Consider the following 21,011-nt stretch of genomic DNA (forward strand, 5'->3'; position numbering starts at 1 on the left):
CGACGTCCGCACCGCATCCATAAACCCCCAAAACCAGGGAGAACCATGCCCACTGCACAGGAGCAGACAACCACCGGGATACCGCGGCGGGTGATCTGGCTGGCGCTCGCGGGGGCGGTGGGTGGATTCCTCTTCGGCTTCGACTCATCCGTGGTCAACGGCGCCGTGGACGCCATGAAGGAAGAATTCGCCCTGTCCGAGGCCGTGACAGGCTTCGCCGTTGCCATCGCCCTGCTGGGCTGCGCCGCCGGGGCCTTCCTGGCCGGCAAGGTGGCCGACCGCCACGGCCGTATTCCCGCGATGAAGCTTGGCGCCCTGCTCTTCCTGGTCAGCGCCGTCGGCACGGGCTTCTGCTTCGGCGTCTGGGACCTGATCTTCTGGCGCCTGGTGGGCGGCCTGGGCATCGGCCTGGCGTCCGTGATCGCCCCCGCTTACATCTCTGAGATCTCCCCGCGAAAGGTCCGGGGACGCCTGGCCTCCCTGCAGCAGCTGGCCATCACCACCGGTATCTTCGCAGCCCTGCTCTCCGATGCGCTGCTGGCCACTACTGCCGGCGGTGCAGACCAGTCGTTCTGGCTCGGTATCGAAGCGTGGCGGTGGATGTTCCTTGCCGCCGCCGTCCCGGCCGTCGTCTACGGCTGGGTGGCCTTCACCCTGCCGGAATCCCCGCGCTTCCTGGTTTTCCAGGGCAAAGAGGACCAGGCCCGCAAGGTCTTCGATTCGATTGCGCCTTCCGAGGACACCGACCGGCACATCCGCGACATCCGGGAAGCCATCGAGGAAGACAAGCTGGCCGGGCAAAAGGGCTCCCTCCGCGGCAAGTCCTTTGGTTTGCAGGCCGTGGTCTGGGTGGGCATCATCCTGTCCGTGCTGCAGCAGTTCGTGGGGATCAACGTGATCTTCTACTACTCCACCACCCTGTGGAAGGCTGTGGGGTTCCAGGAGAAAGACTCCCTGGCCATCTCGGTGGCAACGGCCGTCACCAACATCCTGGTCACCCTGGTGGCCATCGCCCTGGTGGACCGCGTGGGCCGCCGGCCCATCCTGCTGACCGGATCCGTGGGCATGGCCGTGTCCCTGGGCGCCATGGCCCTCGCGTTCTCCTCGGCAACGGGCAGCGGCGAGAACATCACCCTGCCGGGCGCCTGGGGTCCGGTGGCGCTGGTGGCAGCCAACGTGTTCGTGATCAGCTTCGGCGCGTCCTGGGGGCCGCTGGTGTGGGTGCTCCTGGGCGAGATCTTCCCGTCCAGAATCCGCGCCCGGGCCCTGGGCCTGGCCGCTGCCGCGCAGTGGGTGGCCAACTTCGCGATCACCCTCAGCTTCCCGGTGATGGCCGCCGGCTCGCTGCCGCTGACGTACGCCATGTACGCCCTGTTCGCTGCCGCGTCCTTCTTCTTTGTCATGTTCAAGGTGCCGGAGACCAACGGGATGTCCCTGGAGCAGGCGGAGACGCTGTTCGTGCCGAAGGGCTCCGCCAAGTAACGCCCCATCACTTTTGGCGTCTTTTCCCCGAACGCCCCATCAGCTTTCGCAGGAAAACAACAAACCCTCCATCACCTGGCGTGATGGAGGGTTTCTTGTTGCCGGTACTCAGCGCTTACACGACGTGCGGTTCGTGTGAGGACAGGTAGGCGCGGCCGCCGAACGCGATCAGGATGGCCACCACCATGGCCGCTGCGCCCGCAAAGAACGGAACCTGCGGGCCAAAGTGCTCACCGAGCTGTGCAGCCGCGAACGGGGCCAGTGCGCCACCCATCCAGCGGACAAAGTTGTAGCCGGAGGATGCCACAGGCCGCGGCGAATCGGAGACACCCATGGCCAGTTCGGTGTAGATGGTGTTGTTGACTCCCAGCAGCGCACCGGCAGCGATGACCAGTACGACGACGACAGGCACCGAGTGCCCCGCCGCCAGGCCCAGCCCGGCCAGGTCCAGCATGAGCAGGAACAGCGTTCCGGTCAGGACCTTGACGGCACCGAAGCGGGCTTGCAGGGGCGGCGCCACGAAAACGGAGAAGACCGCCACTGCCACACCCCAGCCGAAGAAGACGCCGCCAATGCCGTACGCGTCCATGCCCAGGATGAACGGGGTGAAAGCCAGGATGGTGAAGAAGCCGTAGTTGTAGAACAAGCCGCTTGCCGCCGTCGTCCGCAGTCCCTTGTGGCCCAACGCCAGCAGGGGGTCGCGCAGCCGCACCTTCCGCTCAGGCAGCGGCGTCGTGGGCAGCAGTGCGATCAGAGCGATGAAGGCGGCGGCCATCAGGACCGCGGTGCCGAAGAACGGTGCGCGCCACTGCCAGCCGCCCAGGAGGGCGCCAAGGAGGGGGCCGAGGGAGATGCCCAGGCCCAGGGCGGCTTCGTAAAGGATGATGGCGGTACCGGCGCCGCCGCTGGCCACGCCCACGATCACGGCGAGCGCCGTGGCCACGAAGAGGGCGTTGCCCAGGCCCCAGCCGGCGCGGAAACCCACCAGCTCACCGACGCTGGCGGACAGGCCGGACAACGAGGAGAAGACCACGATGACGGCCAGGCCGATCAGCAGCGTCCGCTTGCCGCCGATACGGGAGGAGACAAATCCCGTGATCAGCATGGCCAGCGCGGTGACCAGGAAGTAGCTGGTGAACAGCAGGGACACCTGGCTGGGGCTTGCGTCCAGGTTGGTGGCGATGGCCGGGAGGATGGGATCCACCAGGCCGATGCCCATGAAGGCGAACACTGCGGCGAGGGCGGTGGCCCATACCGCCTTTGGCTGCTTGAGGAATGAGGCCTTTTCGGCCTTCAAGGTTGCTTCTGGTGCCGGCAGGGTTTCTGCGAGCTGGCCGTCCATGGAGGGTACTCCTAAATTCGAGGCTGGTTCAGTTCTGGAGGGATGCATTGATTTTGTCGATCACGGGCAGGGCCTCCGCCAGGGCTTTGCGGTCCTGGTCGGTGAGCGTGCTGAGGATTTCGGCCATCACCTGGTTGCGGCGCTTGTTCGCGGAGTCGACGGCGGCCCGCCCTTCGGGGGTGAGGATCACCCGGACGGCGCGCGAATCGGCGGGGTCAGGCTCACGCCGGGCAAGGCCCGCGCGTTCGAGCTTGATGATCTGTTCCGTTGCGCTGGGCACCCGGACACCCAGGTTCCGGGCGATTTCGCCGACGCGCTGGCCTTCGCCGAGCAGCATTTTGAGGGTGCTGAGCTGGGCGGCGCTGAGTTCGCCGTCCGCGTCGAGGCGACGGACCAGGTACACGCTGTGGCGGAGGGCTTCGCGGAACCCGGTGGCAAGTTCCTGCAGCTGGGGATCGCTGGTATTCATCGTTAGGTACCCTAACATTTAGGGTACCTAACAGTCAAGGGTTACAGCGCCAGCTTCATGCCCACGTGGCTGGCCTCAAACCCCAGCTGTTCGTAGAACCGACGCGCTGCGGCACGGCTTTGATGCGTGGTCAGCTGCATGAGGGTGCAGCCGCGGCGCCGGGACTCCCCGACTGCCCAGCCCACCATCAGCTTGCCGATACCCTGCCCGCGAAGGGACCCTGCCACCCGGACGCCCTCGAGTTGCGAGCGCCATGCTCCGTGCCTGGAAATTCCCGGCAGGAAGCTCAGCTGGAAGGTGGCAACCACCGCTCCGGACTTTTCGCCGGGCGGCACCAGCTCGCCCACCACCAGCAGGTGGGAGGGGTCGGCCTCGATCGCGTCAAAGGCCCGCTCGTAGGGCTGCATGTCCGCGCCGTACTCGCGCCCGGCACCCATGGCGTCATCAGCCAGCAGCCGCACCATGGCGGGCAGGTCCGCGCGGGTGGCATGGCGGAGGCGGAACGTCCCGCCGTCGACGTGGGCAGTAAGCAAAGCGGGCGCGGCATCTGCGGGAGGGATCACCTGCCCAGCTTGGCACAGCTACAGCACGACGCCGGCACTTGGGTAAGTGCCGGCGTCGTTGTGATGGCGCGTTGCCGGAATTCCTGCAGGATCTGATGGAGCGTTGGGTCAGGGGCTGCAGGACGTGATGGTGCGTGCCAGGGGACGCGTCAGGCGCGGGTGCCCGCCATTTCCGCCTGCCGCTCCTCCACAAGGGTGGCAACGGCGGCGAACAGCGGGTGGCCAGGCGCCAGCCCGGTGATCCTTTCGGTGGCATCGGTGGGGCTGGCCGATCCCAGGATGCCTGCCAGCTCGGTGGCCTCGGCATCGGCGGGGTCGTTGAACCGGAGCGCTGCGGCGATGGCACCGAGCAGGGCCTCCGGCACCACGCCGCGTTCAGCGAGTTCCGCGGCCGGACCGATGAACCGCTCGTGCCGGCTCAGCTTCCGCAGCGGAGCCCGGCCCACGCGGTTGACGGTGTCCGGCAGGTACGGGTTGGAGAACCTGACCAGGATCTTCTGGACATAGGCTTCCTGCTCGTCGTTGCTGAACCCGTGCTTGGCCACCAGGAGCTGCTTGGTTTCCTCCAGCACGGCCCGGACATCCTCCGCCACATCCTGGTCCGCCATGGCATCGGAGATCTTCTCCAGGCCTGCCTCGAACCCGAAGTACGCTGCCGAGGCGTGGCCGGTGTTCACGGTGAACAGCTTCCGCTCGATGTAGGGCGAGAGGTCATCCACGAAGGTTGCGCCGGGGATTACCGGAGCGGCGTCACCGAAGGCGGTGCGGTCGATGACCCACTCGTAAAAGGTCTCCACCGTGACGTCCAGGCCCTGGCCCGCCTCCTGGTTGGGCACGATCCGGTCAACGGCGGTGTTGGCGAACACTGCCTTGCCGTCGAGCACTGCGGCGGTGACCCCCGGCTGGGCGGCCACCTCCTTGGCAAGGATGTCCGTGGCGTTGATGGCGTTCTCACAGGCCATCACCTGCAGGGGCGCCCGGCCGGGCTCCCTCGCAACGATGCCCTTGGCGATCACCGGCGCCACGAACTTCAGGATGTGCGGACCCACCGCGGTGGTGACGATGTCCGCCGTGGCGATCTCGGAGACCAGTTCCGCTTCCTGGGCGTTGGAGTTCAGCGCCCGGAAGTTGTCCACGGTCCGCACGGCGGGGTTCTCCCCCACCTCGTGCACGGCGTAGCTGTCCGCTTCCTTGAGCCTGTTGATCAGGTCCTCGGCCACGTCCGCGAACACCACTTCGTAGCCGGCGTCGTGCAGGAGCAGCCCTACGAAGCCACGGCCGATGTTGCCGGCCCCAAAATGTACTGCCTTCACTATGCGTTGACCTTTCCGAAGAGCTCCAGGACTTCATCCTCGGACGTGGCGGCCTCGAGCCGGGCCACCTGTTCCTTGTTCGTGAAGACCTTGGCGATGGAGGACAGGATGTGCAGGTGCTCGTTGTTGATGCCGGCGACGCCCACCACGAACTTCACCTGCTTGCCGTTCCAGTCGATGCCTTCCGGGTAGCGGATGACGGACACTGCCGATTTGCGGATGTGGTCCTTTGCCGCGTTGGTGCCGTGCGGGATGGCGAGGAAGCTGCCCATGTAGGTGGACACGGACTCTTCCCGTTCATGCATGGCGGCGATGTAGCCCTCATCCACGGCACCGCGGGCCAGCAGGAGCCGGCCGGCCTCGTCAATGGCGGCGTCGCGGGTGGTGGCGGAGCCTCGCATGACCACGCTCTCGCGGGCCAGGATGTCGGCGCTTCCGTTCGCCGGGGCTCCGGCTGCGGCTGCACCGGCTGCGGCAGGCGCTGCGTCCACCGGGGCATCGGCGGCGTGGGCACCGTGGGTGGTGCCGGCGTCAGACGTTCCGCCCTCGGTGTTGCTCTCGCGGACCAGGTCCACGATCTCCTCGTAGCGCGGGCTGCTCATGAAGTTGTCCACCGAGTAGTGGACGGCGCTGGACGTGGCCGGCTTGGCCCGTTCGGTCAGGTCCTGGTGGGTGACCACAACGTCGTAGGTATCACTGAGGTTGGCGATGGAGGCGTTGGTGACCTTGACGTCCGGGAAGCCGGCCGCCTTGATCTTGTTCCGCAGCACCGAGGCACCCATGGCGCTGGAGCCCATGCCGGCGTCGCACGCAAAGACGATGTTGCGCACGGGACCGGCCAGGACGCCAACTCCGCCGCGGCCCGCCGCCGCGCCTGCAGCAGTTCCGGCACCTGCACCGGTCAGGTGGGAGGACACAGAGCTCTTCTTGCCCTTCATGCCCTCCATCCTGGAGGTGGCTGCGCTCAGGTCGTCCTCGTCGCTGTGCTTGGTGGTCTTCATGATGACCGAGGCCACCAGGAAGGACGCCGTGGCAGCGAGCACCACCGACAGGATCACGCCCAGGTAGCTGTCGCGGGACGTCTGGGCCAGCACGGCGAGGATGGATCCCGGGGCTGCGGGAGCAACAAGGCCTGCACCGGTGACGGCCAGGGTGGCGATGCCGGTCATGCCGCCCGCGATGGCCGCCAGGATCAGCAGCGGGCGCATCAGCACGTACGGGAAGTAGATCTCGTGGATGCCACCCAGGAAGTGGATGATCGCAGCACCGGGGGCCGACGCTTTGGCGGCACCGCGGCCGAAGAACATGTAGGCCAGCAGGATGCCCAGGCCGGGACCGGGGTTGGCTTCGAGCAGGAACAGGATGGACTTGCCCTGGTCCAGCGACTGCTGGACACCCAGCGGGGTCAGCACACCGTGGTTGATGGCGTTGTTGAGGAACAGCACCTTGGCGGGCTCGATGAAGATGCTGGTCAGCGGCAGGAGGCCGTTGTCGACCAGGAACTTCACCACCTCGCCGGCTTTTTCACTGAAGGCCGTCACCAGCGGTGAAATCCCGAAGAAGCCCAGCATGGCCAGCAATGCACCCCAGATGCCGGCGGAGAAGTTATTGACCAGCATCTCGAAGCCGGGGCGGATCTTGCCGTCCCAGAGCATGTCGATCTTCTTCATGGTCCAGCCGCCCAGCGGGCCCATGATCATGGCGCCGATGAACATGGGGATGCCGGCACCAACGATCACGCCCATGGTGCCGATGGCTCCCACCACGCCGCCACGGACGTCATAGACGTTCTTGCCGCCGGTGTAACCGATCAGGAGCGGCAGGAGGTAGGTGATCATGGGGCCTACCAGGCCGATGTTGGGCTTGCCGCCGGTCTCGCCGAAACCACCAAGTTGCGGAACGGGCAGCCAGCCCTTCTCGATGAAGAGGGCGGTGATGATGCCCCAGGCGATAAACGCACCGATGTTGGGCATGATCATGCCGGACAGGAATGTCCCGAACTTTTGGACGTGCACGCGCGCGCTGGTGCGGGGTTTTGCAACTGTCTCTGTTGCCATGTGATTTCCTAACCGTCATTCCTGCTGCTCCGCAGGATTGGTCCGATGATTACGACGACGAACTGCTGGGTATTACGAGGTTGGAGGCTAACCGGCGGGGCTGGTGGAGATCCGGTGCAGCCATTCGAGGAAGAGCTTGAGTTCCGAGCTGGAGAGCTGGTCAGAGTGCGAAGCCTGAAGTGCGGCGTTCAGGGCGATCGCTGCCACCACCACCGAGGACTTTCCGGTGCCGCCCGGGGCCGGCCCGCTGGCGGGCTCGGCGGACACCGCGAAGATCATGGCGTCCCGGGTCATGGTGGACAATTCGAGGTTGCGTTCGGAAGCGGGCTCCGCAATCAGCATCAGCGTCACGCCCACGTTGGCGGCCAGGATGGACCTGGCTGCCTCCCTGGGCTGCACGTTCAACTGGCCCCCCACCGCCGCCTTGTTCAGCATCTCCTCCATGAGCGCCTCCGCGTCTGCCACGATGGCAGGCCGGCTCTCCGGGCGGATATTGCCGAACATCACCAAGTACAGTTCGGGCTGGTTCAGGCCGAACTGGACGTGGTTGTCCCACATTCTCCGAATGTCCTCAAGCGGCTGTCCGGAGGGGGCGAAATCCCTTTCGCCCGCGACATATTCCTCAAACCCTGCGGCGACGACGGCGTCGAACAAACCTTCCTTGTCACCGAAGTGGTGGTACAGCGTGGGAGCCGACACCCCTGCCAGCTGGGTGATCTGGCGCGTGGAAACCGGAGCTCCCGCGGATTTTGCCAGCAGTTCCGCGGCAGCACGAAGCAGCCGCATTTTGGGGGGAAGCTGGCCATCCAAACTCATAACCGCTACCCTAGCACCTATAGCGTTGCTATATGAACTGAATCACATACAATTTTTTCAGGCACGTTTCCCGCCCTGGACGTAGCAGTCCTCCGGCGGACCCGGCACGGCGCCGGAGAACTTGGCGGGCCTGTCTACCGGCAGAGAATGAGGACCTTCAGTGCAGAACTTCCCAGGAGTAGGCGTCAGCCCAGGCCGCGTCATCGGCACCGTCCGGCAGATGCCTAAACCGATCAGTGAGCCTCCCGCCGGTGAACAGCTGGCCCCGGACACCACTGCAGAAGAAGCCACCGCAGCGCTCAAGGCGGCCGCGCAGGCCGTGCACGACGAACTGAAGGACCGCGCCACCCATGCCACCGGCGACGGCAAAGCCGTCCTGGAGGCCACTGCCCTGATGGCCAAGGACACCATGCTGATCAAGGGGGCGGCCAAACTGGTGGCCCGGGGCACCTCCGCCGAACGCGCCATCTGGGAATCCGGCTCCTCGGTGTCCGAGATGCTGCACAACCTGGGCGGCTACATGGCCGAACGCGCCACGGATGTCCTGGACGTGCGCGCCCGGATCGTGGCGGCGCTGCGGGGCGTGCCGGCACCCGGCATCCCAGCCTCCAACACCCCGTTCGTCCTGGTGGCGGAGGACCTGGCCCCCGCGGATACGGCAACACTTGACCCGAACAAGGTCCTGGCGCTCGTGACCGCGGGCGGCGGTCCCCAGTCCCACACCGCCATCATCGCCCGCTCCCTCGGCCTGCCGGCAGTGGTTGCCGCCGTGGGTGTTGATGAACTTCCGGACGGCACCGAGGTGTACGTGGACGGTGCGGCCGGCCTCATCACCTCCGAGCCGGACGAATCCCTCCGGGCAACAGCGGAAGCATGGGCAGCCACGGCGTCCCTGCTGGCTGAATTCACCGGCACGGGCGCGACGGCGGACGGCCACGAGGTGCCGCTGCTCGCCAACGTGGGCGGCGGCAAGGATGCCGAAGCGGCCGCGAAGCTGGGAGCCCAGGGCGTGGGCCTGTTCCGCACCGAGTTCTGCTTCCTTGAGCGCGATACCGAACCCAGCGTCGAAGAGCAGGCGGCAGCCTACAAGAGCGTCTTTGATGCCTTCCCCGGCAAGAAGGTGGTGCTGCGTACCCTAGATGCCGGCGCGGATAAGCCGCTGCCGTTCCTGACCGACTCCACCGAGCCCAACCCGGCCCTGGGCGTCCGCGGCTACCGCACCGACTTCACCACGCCCGGCGTCCTTGACCGGCAGTTGGAAGCCATTGCCCTGGCCCAGCAGCAGTCCCAGGCCGATGTCTGGGTCATGGCTCCCATGATCTCCACGGCGGAAGAAGCCTCCCGCTTCGCCTCCATGTGTGCGGATGCCGGCATCAAGACCCCCGGCGTCATGGTGGAGGTCCCATCCGCAGCACTCACCGCCGAGGCCATCCTCCGCGAAGTGGGCTTCGCAAGCCTGGGCACCAACGACCTCACGCAGTACGCCATGGCCGCCGACCGTCAACTCGGCCCGCTGGCCAACCTGAACACCCCGTGGCAGCCTGCGGTCCTGCGCCTTGTTGGACTGACTGTCGAAGGGTCCCGCGCGGAAGGCCACAACAAGCCCGTGGGCGTCTGTGGTGAGGCTGCCGCCGATCCTGCCCTCGCCGTCGTCCTTACCGGCCTTGGCGTCAGCACCCTGTCCATGACGGCGCGGTCGCTGGCCGCCGTGGCTGCAGTGCTGAAGACCGTAACCCTGTCCGAAGCCCAGGAGCTGGCCAAGCTGGCCCTCTCCGCGCCGAGCGCCACTGAGGCGCGGGCCTGGGTGCGGGAGAAGCTTCCGGTCCTGGAGGAACTGGGGCTCTGAGGCAGTCGCGGCCGGGCCCGCTGCGGCCGGGATAGGCTACGTCCATGGCACTGATAGCCCCCCGCGTCACGGCCGGCCTGCCCGCCGGCGAGGCCCGCGTCCTGACGCGCGCCCTTGAGGACAGCAATGACATCACCGTCTTCGTGGACGGCACCGTCCACCGCCTGCCCGGGCAGGCAAGGGACGCCGTCGTGGATCTCCTCGCCAGGCTGGGCCGCGGCGAAACGGTGACTGTGAGCAGCGTGGAGGAGATGCTGACCACCTCTCAGGCGGCCGAGCTGGCAGGAATCTCGCACACCTACCTGCGCAACATGACGGACCGCGGTGAGATCCCCGTGGAGTACCGCGGATCGCACCGCCGGATCCGGACAGCCGACATTATGGGCTGGCTTGAAAAGCAGAAGCTGGCGGAACAAAAGCGCAAGCGCGAAAAGAACGCCGCGGACACCGCCGGCACGGGCGAATAGTGCGGACCCGCTTGGCGTGGCCGCAGGGCCGGAAGGACCCGCGACTGCGGTCAGCCGACGTGGAAGCCCACGGACTCAAGGGCCGGATCCTATGGGCTGACGGGACACCCGCCCCTGGGCCGGACGCTGCCGGAGCCCCGGCGGCACCCGCCTATATCCTCATCCACGGCATCGGCGTCTCCCACCGCTACCTTCGGCGCCTGCACGGCGAACTCGCCGCCGTCGCCCCTACCTATTCGCTGGACCTGCCGGGCTTCGCCGGAACACCCAGGCCGGAGCGGCAGCTGTCCGTGGAAGACTACGGCGCCTTTATCGCCCAGGCGCTGAAGACGAGCGGTATTGGCTCCTACATCCTGGTGGGACATTCCATGGGCGTACAGTTCGCCATCGAGGCCGCGCTCTACGCACCGGGGCACGCACAACGGCTGGTGCTCATGGGGCCGGTGGTGGACTCGCGGTACCGGAGCGTCCAGCGGCAGGGCCTGGCGCTCTTCCTGGACGCCCTCCTCAGGGAGAGTGCCGGGTCAAACTGGATAGTGTTCTCGGACTACTTCCGCTGCGGGCCGCGCTGGTACTTCACGGAGGTACCCGTGATGATGGGCTACCCCACGGAGCAGAGGCTGGCCGGGATCAATGTGCCCGTCCTGGTGCTGCGCGGCAACCACGACCAGGTGGCTGGCGCCGATTGGTCGCTCCGGCTCTCGCAGGCGGTGCCGGAGGGAAGCTTCGTGGAGATCCAGCGCGCTGGACATGTGGCCCAGCACCTGCGCCCGCGGCAGGTGGCGGATGCCATCAAATCCTGGGCCGGGCTGCCCACCGCCGCATCTTGAGGGCGGCGTGCAGTTCCAGCCGGGGCATCCCCTTGAGCGGGTCCACTCCCAGCAGCTGCCGGATCCGCCCCAGCCTGTTGTAGATGCTGCTGCGGTGCAGGTGGAGTTTGGTGGCTACGTCCTGGACCGAACCGTCATTGTCATAGAGCAGCTCCAGGACGGGAATGAGTTCGCCGTTGCGGTCATGGTCCTCAAGCATCCGGAAGTACACCGACCCGGAGTCGGCCCATGCACCCACCCCTCCCCCGGCGGAAGCGAGCAGCTGGTACACGCCGGTGGCCCTGCAGTCCACCAGTTCGCCGAGCTGCGGGTCCACCGCGGCGGCCTGGGCCGCCATCCGTGACTGCCGGTAGGCCTCGGAGAGCTGGCGGGTCTTGGCGAAGCCCTCGCTGATGCCAAGGATGATCCGGTGCACCGGCCTGCCGGAGCGCTTGGCCAGCTCCAGCTGGTAGTGCACCAGGACCTGGGCGTGGTTGGCCCGGCCGGTCGATTCGCGGAACAGCACCACCGAATGCGTTTCCGTGCCGGCACTGAAGAGGGCGGCGTCCACGCCCACGGTGGCCTGGAGCGCGGTGGACCGGTGGATCAGGGTTGACGCGATGGGGTCCGGGCCGCTGGCCCAGCCGTCCGCGTCCAGTACCGTGACCATCTGCCATGGCCCCCTGCCCTGGACTTCCTTCCAACCGGCCACGGCAGCCAGCGCGTTGGGTTCACCGGCACAGGCGGACAGGAATTCCCGCTCCCGTCCCCGCCGGAATTCGGATTCGGCAGTGTTGGAGTCGAGCAGGAGCCCGGACAGCAGCTCAAGCTCGTGGTTGACGCCCGGCAGCTGGGTGAGGATCGCCGTCGGGCTTTCCTCCGCGGAATCCTGCTGCACCCACAGGTACCCCACGCGGAAGCCGCGCACCATCAGCGGGACGCAGACCCGGCCCAGCATGCCCAGGTCCGGATTGGCCGGAACCACAACGGGCCGCACGGCGGTGGCGATCCCATGCGAGAGCTGCCACGCGCTCACGTCCGCCGGGACCTTCTTGCTCAACAGGAAATTCACCCGGACCCGGTCTGCGTGGGACTGGTTGGAGCTGTAGGCGAGCAGCAGGCCGTCCAGGTCCTCAAGGGACAGGCCGCGGCCCAGCTTCTGCGCCACCTGTTCGACGAGCTGTTCCACACCCTGCTGCTGCATGGGCCAACATTACTGCCCGCGCAGCCCTGCGGACGAACGGACACGAGGCGACACCTGACGCTCCAGCACTCGACAGGTGTCGAGCGTAGAGACCCAAAAACCCCAGAATCACGCGGTTTCCACGATCGGTCCCGCGCCGCATCATGTCAGCTGGCTCACAGCGGGATTTATCGTTGAAACACGAAAATCCTTCCGCCTTTCCCGGCCTACCGGCCCCAAAAACTGGAGCAGACGATGATCATCGGCGTCCCCAAAGAAATCAAGAACAACGAATTCCGCGTGGCCATCACCGCGGCCGGCGTCCACGAGTTCCGCACCCACGGACACACCGTCCTGGTAGAGCGCGGGGCCGGCCTGGGCTCGGGCATCACCGACGAGGAGTACTCGATCGCCGGCGCCGAGATCGTCAACGAGGCGGACGACGTCTGGGCCCGCGCGGACATGGTGATGAAGGTCAAGGAACCCATCAAGTCCGAGTACCACCGCTTCCGCAAGGGCCTGATCCTCTTCACCTACCTGCACCTCGCCGCCGAGCCGGAGCTCACCACTGAGCTCATCAACTCCGGCGTCACCGCCATCGCCTACGAAACCGTGCAGGAGGGCCGGTCGCTGCCGCTGCTCGCCCCGATGTCCGAGGTCGCAGGCCGCCTGTCCGTCCAGGTGGGTGCCACCTCCCTGATGGCCCCCGCCGGCGGCAAGGGTGTCCTGCTGGGCGGCGTGCCCGGCGTGCGCCCGGCAAAGGTGGTTGTCCTGGGCGCCGGCGTTGCCGGCACCAACGCCGCAGCCATGGCCCTGGGCCTGGGTGCCGACGTCACCATCCTGGACATCAACATCAACCGCCTCCGTGAACTGGACGCCCAGTACCAGGGCCGGCTGAAGACCGTTGCTTCCAACAAGTACGAGATCGAAAAGTCAGTGGTGGACGCCGACCTGGTGATCGGCTCCGTCCTGATCCCCGGCGCCAAGGCTCCCAAGCTGGTCACCAACGACCTCGTGGCCCGGATGAAGCCCGGATCGGTCCTGGTGGACATCGCCGTGGACCAGGGCGGCTGCTTCGAGGACACCCACGCCACCACGCACCAGGAACCCACGTACAAGGTGCACAACACCATCTTCTACTGCGTGGCCAACATGCCCGGCGCCGTACCCAACACCTCCACGTACGCGCTGACCAACGTCACCCTCCGCTACGCCGTGTCCCTGGCCAACCTGGGCGTCAAGGCCGCCTTCGACCGCGACCCCGCCCTCGCTGCCGGCCTGAACATCGCCGCCGGCCACGTGGCACACCACTCCGTGTCCGAGGCCCACAACCTGCCCCTCGTGGCCGACTGGCACGAGCTCGTCTCGGCCTAGGCCCCCTGCCGCCCGCTGCGCTGGGCGTCAGACATCCTCTGCGTGCTGGCTCCTTCGTCGCCTTTGACGCACGCTGCCGGATGTCTGACGTCCAGCGTTGCCGGTTAATTCCTGTGCGACGCCAGTTCGCGGGCTTTTTCTATGATTCTCAGGACCTCGACTGCGCCCTCCGGGTTTACGGGGAGGGGCAGGGATGACCCTGCTCCGCCGTCGAGGATCTTCGCCGCCAGGATCCGGTAGAACTCGGGGTAGGCGCCGCGTTCGGTGGGGAGGCGGTCCAGGTGGCCGTCGCGGCCCAGGACACCCGCCCATTCGGGTGCCTCCACGCCGTAGTCCCCGTCCAGGGGGCTGCCGCCGGCCGCAAGGTAGGGCTCCTGCGGGTCCGCGCCGTTCTTGGTGAAGCCGCCGATCGAGCCCAGCACCCGGAAGCGGGGCCCCTGCTGGGCGCACAGCATGTTCATGGCCAGGTGGCTGGTCACGCCTGCATCGTGCCGGAGGACCAGGAAGACGTCATCCTCCGCCCGCTCGTCGGACCGGCGCGCCTTCAGTTCCGAGTGGAGGACGGTGGCCGGACCAAACAGCTGCAGCGCCTGGTCGATCAGGTGGCTGCCCAGGTCGAACAGGACGCCCCCACCGTCGGCAGCCGTGGCGCGGGCCTTCCAGGCCTTGGCGATGACCGGGGACCAGCGCTCGAACCGCGACTCGAACCGGGTCACCGTGCCCAGGGCCTGGGCGGCCAGCAGCTTCCGGAGGGTGAGGAAGTCCCCGTCCCACCTGCGGTTGTGGAACACGGTCAGCACCCGGCCCAGCTGCCGCGCCAGGTCAATCAGCTCCTGTCCCTGCTCACTGGTGACCGCGAACGGCTTGTCCACCACCACGTCCAGCCCCGCCTCCAATGCGGCCTTGGCCAGGGGGTAGTGGGTCATTGGCGGCGTGGCCAGGACCACAAGGTCAAGGTGAGCGGCCCGCTCAAGGACGGCGGCGCCGTCGCGCACCACCTCCGCTCCCGGAAGGCGGGATGAGGCAGCCGCCTGCCGCCCGGCGTCGGACGTTGCAATGACGTCCAGGGAGTAGCTGGTGTTGGCGGCCAGCAGCGGCGCGTGGAAGACGCTGCCGGCAAGCCCGTAGCCGACGACGGCGGTGCGGATGGTGCGGGGGTCGCCTTCAGTTCCGGTCATGGAAGCTACGCTACCCCCGGTCCCGCGTGGTTAAAGAAGCCGGCACCCCTGGTGGCCAGGGGTGCCGGCTTTGAACTACGCGGGTGCGCCCGCAGGGGCGGAGGCTACTTCTTTTCCCAGCCCAGGGTGGTCCAGTCCGGAACCTGCGAGAGGCTCTGGAACAGGGACGGACCATAGTTGGCCAGGCCGGTGCGGACGAAGGAGATCTGCGGGCCGTTGAAGACCACGCCCATGGAGTAGTACTTCGCCATGTGCTCCTTCTCTACGTCCATGGCTGCCTTGTTGCGGGCGGCGTTGTCCTCGATGGAGGCGAGGTCGGCGATCTTCTTGTCCAGGTCGGCGTCGCCCAGCTTGTTCTCGTTGACCTTGGAGTCGTAGTACTGCTTGACGGCGTCGGTGGCATCCGGGCCCACGGTGTAGCCCGAGATGCTGAGGTCGAATTCGCGGCTGCCCAGGACCTTGCCGAAGTCGGCGGAAGCGCGCTGGTCAATTCCGACGTCCATGCCGCCGGCCTGGAGCTGCTTCTGCAGGGTCTGTGCGACAGCCAGGGTGGTGGGGTCGTCACCGAAGTTGCTGATCTTGAAGGCGGCGGGCTTGCCGTCCTTCTCCATGATGCCGTTGGCGTTGGCCGTGTAGCCGGCATCGGTGAGGACCTTCTTGGCGGCATCCGCGCCGGTTTCCTTAACCGGGTAGTTGTCCTGGTAGTACTCGGAGAACGGCAGGAGCATCATGGAGCCGGAGCTGGGCTCTTCCCAGTTCAGGCCGTTGAAGCGGACCTTGCGCAGGGCTTCGCGGTCAACTGCGGCGAAGATGGCCTTGCGGACATTGACGTCGGTGATGCGCTGGGCGTTCAGGTTCAGGCCACCGGCGAAGAGACGCTGGCCGCGTCGGATCTCGGAGTCCTTGGTGCCGTCCAGCTGCTTGTACAGGGAGATGGTGTTGGCGTTCATGGCGTCGATCTCGCCGTTCTTGAACGCGGCGATCTGGGCGCTGGTTTCCAGCTGACGGAAGGTGACGTTGGCCAGGACCGGCTTCTGGCCCCACCACTTGTCATTCGGCACCAGGGTTACGGTCTTGGCAGCGGTGTCGTACTGGTCGAGCTTGAAGGGACCGGCCATCCACTCGGGGTGCAGGTTGCCGTTGAAGCCCTCGTTAAAGATTTCAGGGGTGTTGACGGCAGGGTGGATGAGTCCGAAGAAGAGCGAGTCCACCGGGAAGACCGGACGGCTGGTCTTGACGATGACTTCCTTGTCGCTGCTGCCTGCCTCGACGGAGTCAACGAACTCATAGGCGCCCGAGCTGACGATGTCGTAGCCGGCATCCGGGCTCTTGAGGATGTTCCAGGTGTTCTTGAAGGCTTTGACGTCGATGGGCGTGCCGTCATTGTAGGTGGCCTTGGGGTTCACCTTGATGGTGATGGTCTGCTTCCCGTCCTTGACTTCGCTGTCCACAGACTCGCAGAAGTCCGTGTTGGGCGTGACCTTGCCCTTGAAGTCCACCTTCCAGCAGCCGCCGATGCCGCCGCTGTTCATTCCGACGGGGTTCATGGGACCCTGCAGGGCGGAGTTGTCCGCGCTGTTGCCGTTGTTGGAGAACCCGTTGAAGTCGGGCCCGATGTTGCCCAGCGCAAGGGTGACCTTGCCGCCCTGCTGAAGGTCGGCTGCCGGCTTCTCGTGGATGCTGATCAGCTTGGACAGGTCGCTTCCTGACTCCTGTCCCTTGGCTGTCTCCGGGCCGCTGGCACCGCCACCGCCGCAGGCCGTCAGCGCCAGGGCCGCAGCAACTGCTGCGACTCCGCCGATCCTGTTCAGTTTCCTCATGGTTTTCCCTTCATTGGTGCGAGTGGTGGTGCTTGTGGGTCGAGAAATCCTAGGGCGCATGGTTGTCCGCCGGTTCGTGGACCACCAGCATGTCCTCATCCAGTTCCCCGTCGGGGAAGAAACAGGCGAACTGCTGGTCCGTTGCGGATGCCGCCGGTTCCAGGGGCGGTTCCAGGCTGAGGCACTTCTCCTGCTTGGCCGGCGGCAGCGCCGCGAAGACAGGACAACGGGTGGCAAAATTGCAACCCTTGGGCGCCTGCAGCGGGGAGGGCAGGTCGCCCTGGAGGATGATGCGTTCGCGGGTGCGTTCCAGCTGCGGATCCGGCACGGGGATCGCAGAGAGGAGCGCGCGGGTATAGGGGTGGCGGGGGTTGCCGAACACCCGGTCCACGGCACCGATCTCCACGATCTTCCCCAGGTACATGACCGCTACGCGGTTGGAGATGTGCCGCACCACCGAGAGGTCGTGCGCCACCAGCAGGTAGCTCAGGCCCAGTTCGGCGCGCAGGTGGTCCAGGAGGTTGATGACGCCGGCCTGGACCGACACGTCAAGGGCGGAGACGGGCTCGTCCAGGACCACCAGCTTGGGGTTCACGGCCAGCGCGCGGGCGATCCCGATCCGCTGGCGCTGGCCGCCGGAGAACTGGTTGGGGAAGCGGTTGACGTGGTCCGGCTGCAGGCCCACGAGCTTCATCAGCTCCATGATCCGCTTCCTGATGGCCGCACGGTCCATGCCCGCGTTCTGCAGGGGCTCGGCAAGGACTTCATAGACCGTGAACCGGGGGTCCAGGGCACCGGTGGGGTCCTGGAACACCATCTGGAGTTCGCGCCGCATCTTGCCTTTGGTTTTGGCGTCGGCCGCCTGCTTGTTGCTCAGGCCGCCGATCACCACCTCGCCGTCCTGGTCAGGATGGAACTCCATGATTTCCAGGAGGGTGGTGGTCTTTCCCGATCCCGATTCGCCCACGATGGAGAAGCATTCACCTTCGCGGATGTCGAAGCTCAGGCCGTCCACTGCCTTGACCGTGCCGATGGTCCGCTTGATGAGGGCGCCCTTGGTCAGCGGGAAGTGCTTCCGCACGTCCTTGAGCTGCAGCACCGTTGACCGCTCGCCCCGGGGAATTGCGTCGAACCGGGACACGGGCACCGGCGGGGCGGCGAACACATCGTGCACATCCACGGATCCACCGAGGGCCTCGGACTTGATGCAGGCTGCCCGGTGCAGGGCCGCGCCCGCGACAAGTGCCAGGGCGGGTTCGCCGTCCAGGCATGCGTCAGAGACAAGGGGGCAGCGGGGAGCGAACGAGCAGCCGGTGGGGGTGTGCAGCAGATTGGGCGGCATGCCCTCGATGGGAACGAGCGAGGACTTCTCGGCCACATCCACACGGGGCACGGCACCGAGGAGGCCCATGGTGTAGGGCATCCGCGGGTTGTAGTAGATGTCATCCACGGCACCGGTTTCCACCGGTTTGCCGGCGTACATGACCATGATGTCGTCCGCCATGCCGGCCACGACGCCGAGGTCGTGCGTGATCATGACGACGGCGGCGCCGGTCTCCTCCTGTGCCGTGTGGAGCACCTCGAGAACCTGGGCCTGGATGGTGACGTCCAAGGCCGTCGTCGGCTCATCCGCGATCAGGACGCGCGGATTGTTGGCGATGGCGATGGCGATCATGACGCGCTGCCGCATGCCGCCGGAGAATTCGTGCGGGAAGGCCCTCAGCCTGTCCTTGGGGCTCGGAATCCCCACCATGGCCAGAAGCTCGACGGCGCGGGCTTCTTTGGCCGTCCGGCTCATCGTGGGGTTGTGGATGGTGAGTGCTTCGATGATTTGGGTGCCCACGGTGAACACCGGAGTGAGGGAAGAGAGCGGGTCCTGGAAGACCATGGCAAGCTCGTTGCCCCGGTATTCGCACATGGCCTTGTCGCTCAGTCCCAGCAGTTCCCGGCCCTTGAGCCGGACGGAGCCGGAGACCTGGGCCGTGGGCGGAAGGAGTCCCATGATGGCCAGGGAGGTGACGGACTTGCCGGACCCCGATTCGCCCACGATGCCCAGCGTCTTGCCCGGCATCAGGTCGAAGTCGACGCCCCTGACTGCATGGACCACGCCGTTCTCCGAGTTGAAGCGGACGTTCAGGTCCCGGACGGACAGGACTGCGTCGCCCGGGGAATGCAGTCCCGCCACATGCAGGCGCTCCACGTCCCGCCGTGCGGGTTCGGTGGCTCCGGTGGTGGTTTCGCTGCTCATGCCGTCTTCTTTTCCAAGGTGGTTGTCCGGGCTTTCGCCTTTTTGGCTTTTCCGGCGGAGCTGGAGCTGGGGTCAAAGGCGTCGCGCAGGCCGTCGTTCATCATGGCCAGGGAGCCGGTCAGCAGGAACATGACGGTCAGGGGCACCCAGAACATCCACGGGAAGGTTGAGACCTGGGAGGTGGCCTGCCCGATCAGCACGCCCAAGCTCACGTCCGGGACCTTGATGCCGATGCCGATGAAGGAAAAGGCAACCTCGGCAAGGATCGCGGCGGTGACGCCACGGGTGATGTCCAGGATCAGCAGCGAGCCGATGTTCGGCACCAGGTGCCGCCACACGATCCGGCGCGGCGGGACACCCATGTACTGGGCCGCCTTGACGAAGTCGCGCTGCATGAGGGACATGGACATGGACCGGATCAGCCGGGCGGTACCCATCCAGCTGAACACGAGCAGGACGATGATCAGCAGCAGCCATGAGGGGAGGTTCCGTTTGAGGCCCGCACCTCCGCCGCTGGTGGCGACAGCCACCACCAGGAGCGCCGGCATCATGATCAGCGCTTCCAGGATGAACAGCATGACCTTGTCCACCTTGCCGCCGAAGTAGGCCATGGTGCAGCCGTAGACGGCGGCGATCAGGACCGACACCAGGCCCACCACCAGGCCGATCAGGATGGAGATCCTGGTGCCCTCCACGGTCATGGCGTACAGGTCGATTCCTGCCTGCGACGTGCCGAGGTAGTGGTCGGTGGACGGCGGCATGCCGATGTTGAAGGGGTCGATGGTTTCCTTGTCCCACTGGGTGAAGAACCCGCCGATGAAGGAGAAGACGGTGAGGGCAAGGAAGATGACCAGGCCTGCCACTGCGGTCTTGTTGCGCAGGAAACGGCGAAAGATGATGGTGGTTTTGCCAATGACGACGTCGGCATTTTCCAGGTGTGCGTCCTGCGCCACGGCTGCCGGGTCAACGGCGTTCAGGTTGGTCATGGCTACTGCACCCGCACTCTCGGGTCGACAAGCGTGGTGGCGAAGTCCGCCAGGATAGCGCCCAGGGCGAAGATCACGGAGCCGTAGGCCAGCGTGGCCGTGGCGGCGTTGACGTCCTGCAGCGAGATGGCATCGATGCTCCAGGACCCCACGCCCGGCCAGGCGAAGATCTTTTCAGCGAAGAAGCCGCCGGCGAAGATGGCCGGGATGGTGAAGGCGATGCTCTGGGCCACCGGAATGAAGGAAACGCGAAGCGCGTGCCGGGCAATCGCCTGGTTCCTGGTCAGTCCCTTGGCCCGCGCGGTACGGACAAAGTCCGCGTTCACGTTGTCCAGCAGGTATTGCCGCTGCGCGATCTGGTACGCGCCCCAGCCGACGAGCGTGATGGCCACGGTGGGCACCACGTAGTGCGCCAGCATGTCGACGAATTGGCCCCAGCCCGGCGCGATGCCCGGGGTGGAGATGCCGGTGACGAAGAAAATCCGGTCGCCCACGGATTCGTTGATATTGATGGCACCCAGCTGCACCAGGAAGTACGCAATGGGTGCGGGCACAATGTAGGCAAGGTAGCTGTAGGACGTGATGACGCGGTCCTGGAACTTGTACTGCCGGGCCGCCGAATAGACGCCGAGTGCGACGCCGATGACCAGGGTCAGGATGATGGAGGCCAGGAAGAGCCGGGTGGAGATCCAGACGCGGTCTCCAAACTCGGCATTGATGTAGGCGCCGTTGGGGCTGCGGCCCCAGTCCCAGCGGGTGAGGATGCCGGTGAGCCAATCCACGTAGCGCTCCCACGGGCTGAGGTCCGGGTCCAGGCCCTTCAGCCGCATTGAATTGGCCACCTGTTCCGGGGTAGGCCGGGGGATGCGTTCCTGCTCGAGCAGCGCCGGCTTAAGCGAGCTGACAGCCAGGAAGTAACCGGCGGATGTGGTGAGGAAGATCATCACCACATACGTAATGCCGCGCTTGGCGAGGTACTTGAGCATGGGCGCTGCTGGATCCTTCCGTGTTCCCCGGACAAGCACGGGTTGTGCCGCCTCACCGGGTCCTGCACCAGC

General features: G+C 66.3%; 17 protein-coding genes. 5 read left to right on the plus strand and 12 right to left on the minus strand.

Features of this window, described 5'->3' with window-relative positions; translation table 11 throughout:
- The first annotated feature begins 45 nt into the window (after nucleotides 1-45).
- Nucleotides 46-1,482, plus strand: coding sequence for a sugar porter family MFS transporter (locus ACTAQI_RS15795; protein WP_457947086.1), 1,437 nt, complete (start codon nucleotides 46-48; stop codon nucleotides 1,480-1,482).
- A gap of 115 nt (nucleotides 1,483-1,597) precedes the next feature.
- On the opposite strand, the gene ACTAQI_RS15800 is transcribed toward ACTAQI_RS15795, so the two are convergent.
- The 6 genes from ACTAQI_RS15800 to ACTAQI_RS15825 form a co-directional block, all read right to left on the minus strand.
- A complete protein-coding gene (locus tag ACTAQI_RS15800) occupies nucleotides 1,598-2,824 on the minus strand; it encodes an MFS transporter (protein WP_457947087.1) in 1,227 nt (408 codons plus the stop codon).
- 28 nt (nucleotides 2,825-2,852) lie between these two features.
- Nucleotides 2,853-3,293 (minus strand): MarR family winged helix-turn-helix transcriptional regulator, encoded by a 441-nt coding sequence (locus ACTAQI_RS15805; protein WP_457947089.1) that lies wholly within the window; start codon nucleotides 3,291-3,293, stop codon nucleotides 2,853-2,855.
- Between the two features lie 41 nt (nucleotides 3,294-3,334).
- Complete coding sequence (locus ACTAQI_RS15810; protein WP_457951082.1) at nucleotides 3,335-3,826, minus strand: N-acetyltransferase family protein; 492 nt, start codon at nucleotides 3,824-3,826, stop codon at nucleotides 3,335-3,337.
- A 179-nt stretch (nucleotides 3,827-4,005) separates the two neighbouring features.
- Nucleotides 4,006-5,169, minus strand: coding sequence for a mannitol-1-phosphate 5-dehydrogenase (locus tag ACTAQI_RS15815; RefSeq protein ID WP_457947091.1), 1,164 nt, complete (start codon nucleotides 5,167-5,169; stop codon nucleotides 4,006-4,008).
- Nucleotides 5,169-7,226 carry a PTS mannitol transporter subunit IICBA gene (locus ACTAQI_RS15820; RefSeq protein ID WP_457947092.1) on the minus strand — a complete coding sequence of 686 codons (2,058 nt, stop codon included), beginning with the start codon at nucleotides 7,224-7,226 and terminating at the stop codon, nucleotides 5,169-5,171. Before ACTAQI_RS15820 ends, ACTAQI_RS15815 begins: the two co-directional genes overlap by 1 nt.
- Before the next feature lie 87 nt (nucleotides 7,227-7,313).
- The gene (locus ACTAQI_RS15825) at nucleotides 7,314-8,042 is read right to left on the minus strand and encodes a TetR/AcrR family transcriptional regulator (RefSeq protein ID WP_457947093.1); all 729 of its coding nucleotides are present in this window, start codon (nucleotides 8,040-8,042) and stop codon (nucleotides 7,314-7,316) included.
- 160 nt (nucleotides 8,043-8,202) lie between these two features.
- Here ACTAQI_RS15825 and ptsP point away from each other — a divergent pair, with 160 nt between their 5' ends.
- Genes ptsP through ACTAQI_RS15840 form a run of 3 tightly spaced genes read left to right on the plus strand, consistent with a single transcriptional unit; the run spans nucleotide 8,203 to nucleotide 11,185 of the window.
- Nucleotides 8,203-9,888 (plus strand): phosphoenolpyruvate--protein phosphotransferase, encoded by a 1,686-nt coding sequence (gene ptsP / locus ACTAQI_RS15830; RefSeq protein WP_457947094.1) that lies wholly within the window; start codon nucleotides 8,203-8,205, stop codon nucleotides 9,886-9,888.
- Nucleotides 9,889-9,932: 44 nt separating this feature from the next.
- Nucleotides 9,933-10,355, plus strand: a complete 423-nt coding sequence (locus tag ACTAQI_RS15835; protein ID WP_457947096.1) for a helix-turn-helix domain-containing protein — start codon at nucleotides 9,933-9,935, stop codon at nucleotides 10,353-10,355.
- An 11-nt stretch (nucleotides 10,356-10,366) separates the two neighbouring features.
- Nucleotides 10,367-11,185, plus strand: a complete 819-nt coding sequence (locus ACTAQI_RS15840; RefSeq protein WP_457947097.1) for an alpha/beta fold hydrolase — start codon at nucleotides 10,367-10,369, stop codon at nucleotides 11,183-11,185.
- Here the strand turns inward: ACTAQI_RS15840 and ACTAQI_RS15845 are convergent.
- Nucleotides 11,148-12,368: a PucR family transcriptional regulator gene (locus ACTAQI_RS15845; RefSeq protein WP_457947098.1), complete on the minus strand. Its 1,221-nt coding sequence runs from the start codon at nucleotides 12,366-12,368 to the stop codon at nucleotides 11,148-11,150. The genes ACTAQI_RS15840 and ACTAQI_RS15845 overlap by 38 nt on opposite strands.
- A 234-nt stretch (nucleotides 12,369-12,602) precedes the next feature.
- On the opposite strand from ACTAQI_RS15845, the gene ald reads away from it, so the two are divergent.
- The gene (gene ald / locus ACTAQI_RS15850; protein WP_457947099.1) at nucleotides 12,603-13,721 is read left to right on the plus strand and encodes an alanine dehydrogenase; all 1,119 of its coding nucleotides are present in this window, start codon (nucleotides 12,603-12,605) and stop codon (nucleotides 13,719-13,721) included.
- Nucleotides 13,722-13,825: 104 nt separating this feature from the next.
- On the opposite strand, the gene ACTAQI_RS15855 is transcribed toward ald, so the two are convergent.
- The 5 genes from ACTAQI_RS15855 to ACTAQI_RS15875 form a co-directional block, all read right to left on the minus strand.
- On the minus strand, nucleotides 13,826-14,899 hold the full coding sequence (locus tag ACTAQI_RS15855; RefSeq protein WP_457947100.1) for a Gfo/Idh/MocA family protein: 1,074 nt from the start codon (nucleotides 14,897-14,899) through the stop codon (nucleotides 13,826-13,828).
- A gap of 104 nt (nucleotides 14,900-15,003) precedes the next feature.
- Nucleotides 15,004-16,719, minus strand: coding sequence for an ABC transporter family substrate-binding protein (locus tag ACTAQI_RS15860; protein ID WP_457947101.1), 1,716 nt, complete (start codon nucleotides 16,717-16,719; stop codon nucleotides 15,004-15,006).
- Between the two features lie 49 nt (nucleotides 16,720-16,768).
- Nucleotides 16,769-18,967, minus strand: a complete 2,199-nt coding sequence (locus ACTAQI_RS15865; RefSeq protein ID WP_457947102.1) for a dipeptide ABC transporter ATP-binding protein — start codon at nucleotides 18,965-18,967, stop codon at nucleotides 16,769-16,771.
- Nucleotides 18,964-19,953, minus strand: coding sequence for an ABC transporter permease (locus tag ACTAQI_RS15870; protein ID WP_457947103.1), 990 nt, complete (start codon nucleotides 19,951-19,953; stop codon nucleotides 18,964-18,966). The genes ACTAQI_RS15865 and ACTAQI_RS15870 overlap by 4 nt, the downstream gene beginning before the upstream one ends.
- Nucleotides 19,954-19,955: 2 nt before the next feature.
- Nucleotides 19,956-20,939: an ABC transporter permease gene (locus tag ACTAQI_RS15875; RefSeq protein WP_457947104.1), complete on the minus strand. Its 984-nt coding sequence runs from the start codon at nucleotides 20,937-20,939 to the stop codon at nucleotides 19,956-19,958.
- Nucleotides 20,940-21,011 lie beyond the last annotated feature (72 nt).

The organism is Pseudarthrobacter sp. alpha12b, assembly GCF_054130495.1.

What these genes read in the sequence shown, in the direction of transcription:
- ACTAQI_RS15825 (WP_457947093.1), bottom strand. Translation starts at nt 8,042, where the DNA reads ATGAGTTTGGATGGCCAGCTTCCCCCCAAAATGCGGCTGCTTCGTGCT.
- ACTAQI_RS15860 (WP_457947101.1), bottom strand. Translation starts at nt 16,719, where the DNA reads ATGAGGAAACTGAACAGGATCGGCGGAGTCGCAGCAGTTGCTGCGGCC.
- ACTAQI_RS15800 (WP_457947087.1), bottom strand. Translation starts at nt 2,824, where the DNA reads ATGGACGGCCAGCTCGCAGAAACCCTGCCGGCACCAGAAGCAACCTTG.
- ACTAQI_RS15835 (WP_457947096.1), top strand. Translation starts at nt 9,933, where the DNA reads ATGGCACTGATAGCCCCCCGCGTCACGGCCGGCCTGCCCGCCGGCGAG.
- ACTAQI_RS15805 (WP_457947089.1), bottom strand. Translation starts at nt 3,293, where the DNA reads ATGAATACCAGCGATCCCCAGCTGCAGGAACTTGCCACCGGGTTCCGC.
- ACTAQI_RS15795 (WP_457947086.1), top strand. Translation starts at nt 46, where the DNA reads ATGCCCACTGCACAGGAGCAGACAACCACCGGGATACCGCGGCGGGTG.
- ACTAQI_RS15855 (WP_457947100.1), bottom strand. Translation starts at nt 14,899, where the DNA reads ATGACCGGAACTGAAGGCGACCCCCGCACCATCCGCACCGCCGTCGTC.
- ald (WP_457947099.1), top strand. Translation starts at nt 12,603, where the DNA reads ATGATCATCGGCGTCCCCAAAGAAATCAAGAACAACGAATTCCGCGTG.
- ACTAQI_RS15865 (WP_457947102.1), bottom strand. Translation starts at nt 18,967, where the DNA reads ATGAGCAGCGAAACCACCACCGGAGCCACCGAACCCGCACGGCGGGAC.
- ACTAQI_RS15845 (WP_457947098.1), bottom strand. Translation starts at nt 12,368, where the DNA reads ATGCAGCAGCAGGGTGTGGAACAGCTCGTCGAACAGGTGGCGCAGAAG.
- ACTAQI_RS15820 (WP_457947092.1), bottom strand. Translation starts at nt 7,226, where the DNA reads ATGGCAACAGAGACAGTTGCAAAACCCCGCACCAGCGCGCGCGTGCAC.
- ACTAQI_RS15875 (WP_457947104.1), bottom strand. Translation starts at nt 20,939, where the DNA reads ATGCTCAAGTACCTCGCCAAGCGCGGCATTACGTATGTGGTGATGATC.
- ACTAQI_RS15870 (WP_457947103.1), bottom strand. Translation starts at nt 19,953, where the DNA reads ATGACCAACCTGAACGCCGTTGACCCGGCAGCCGTGGCGCAGGACGCA.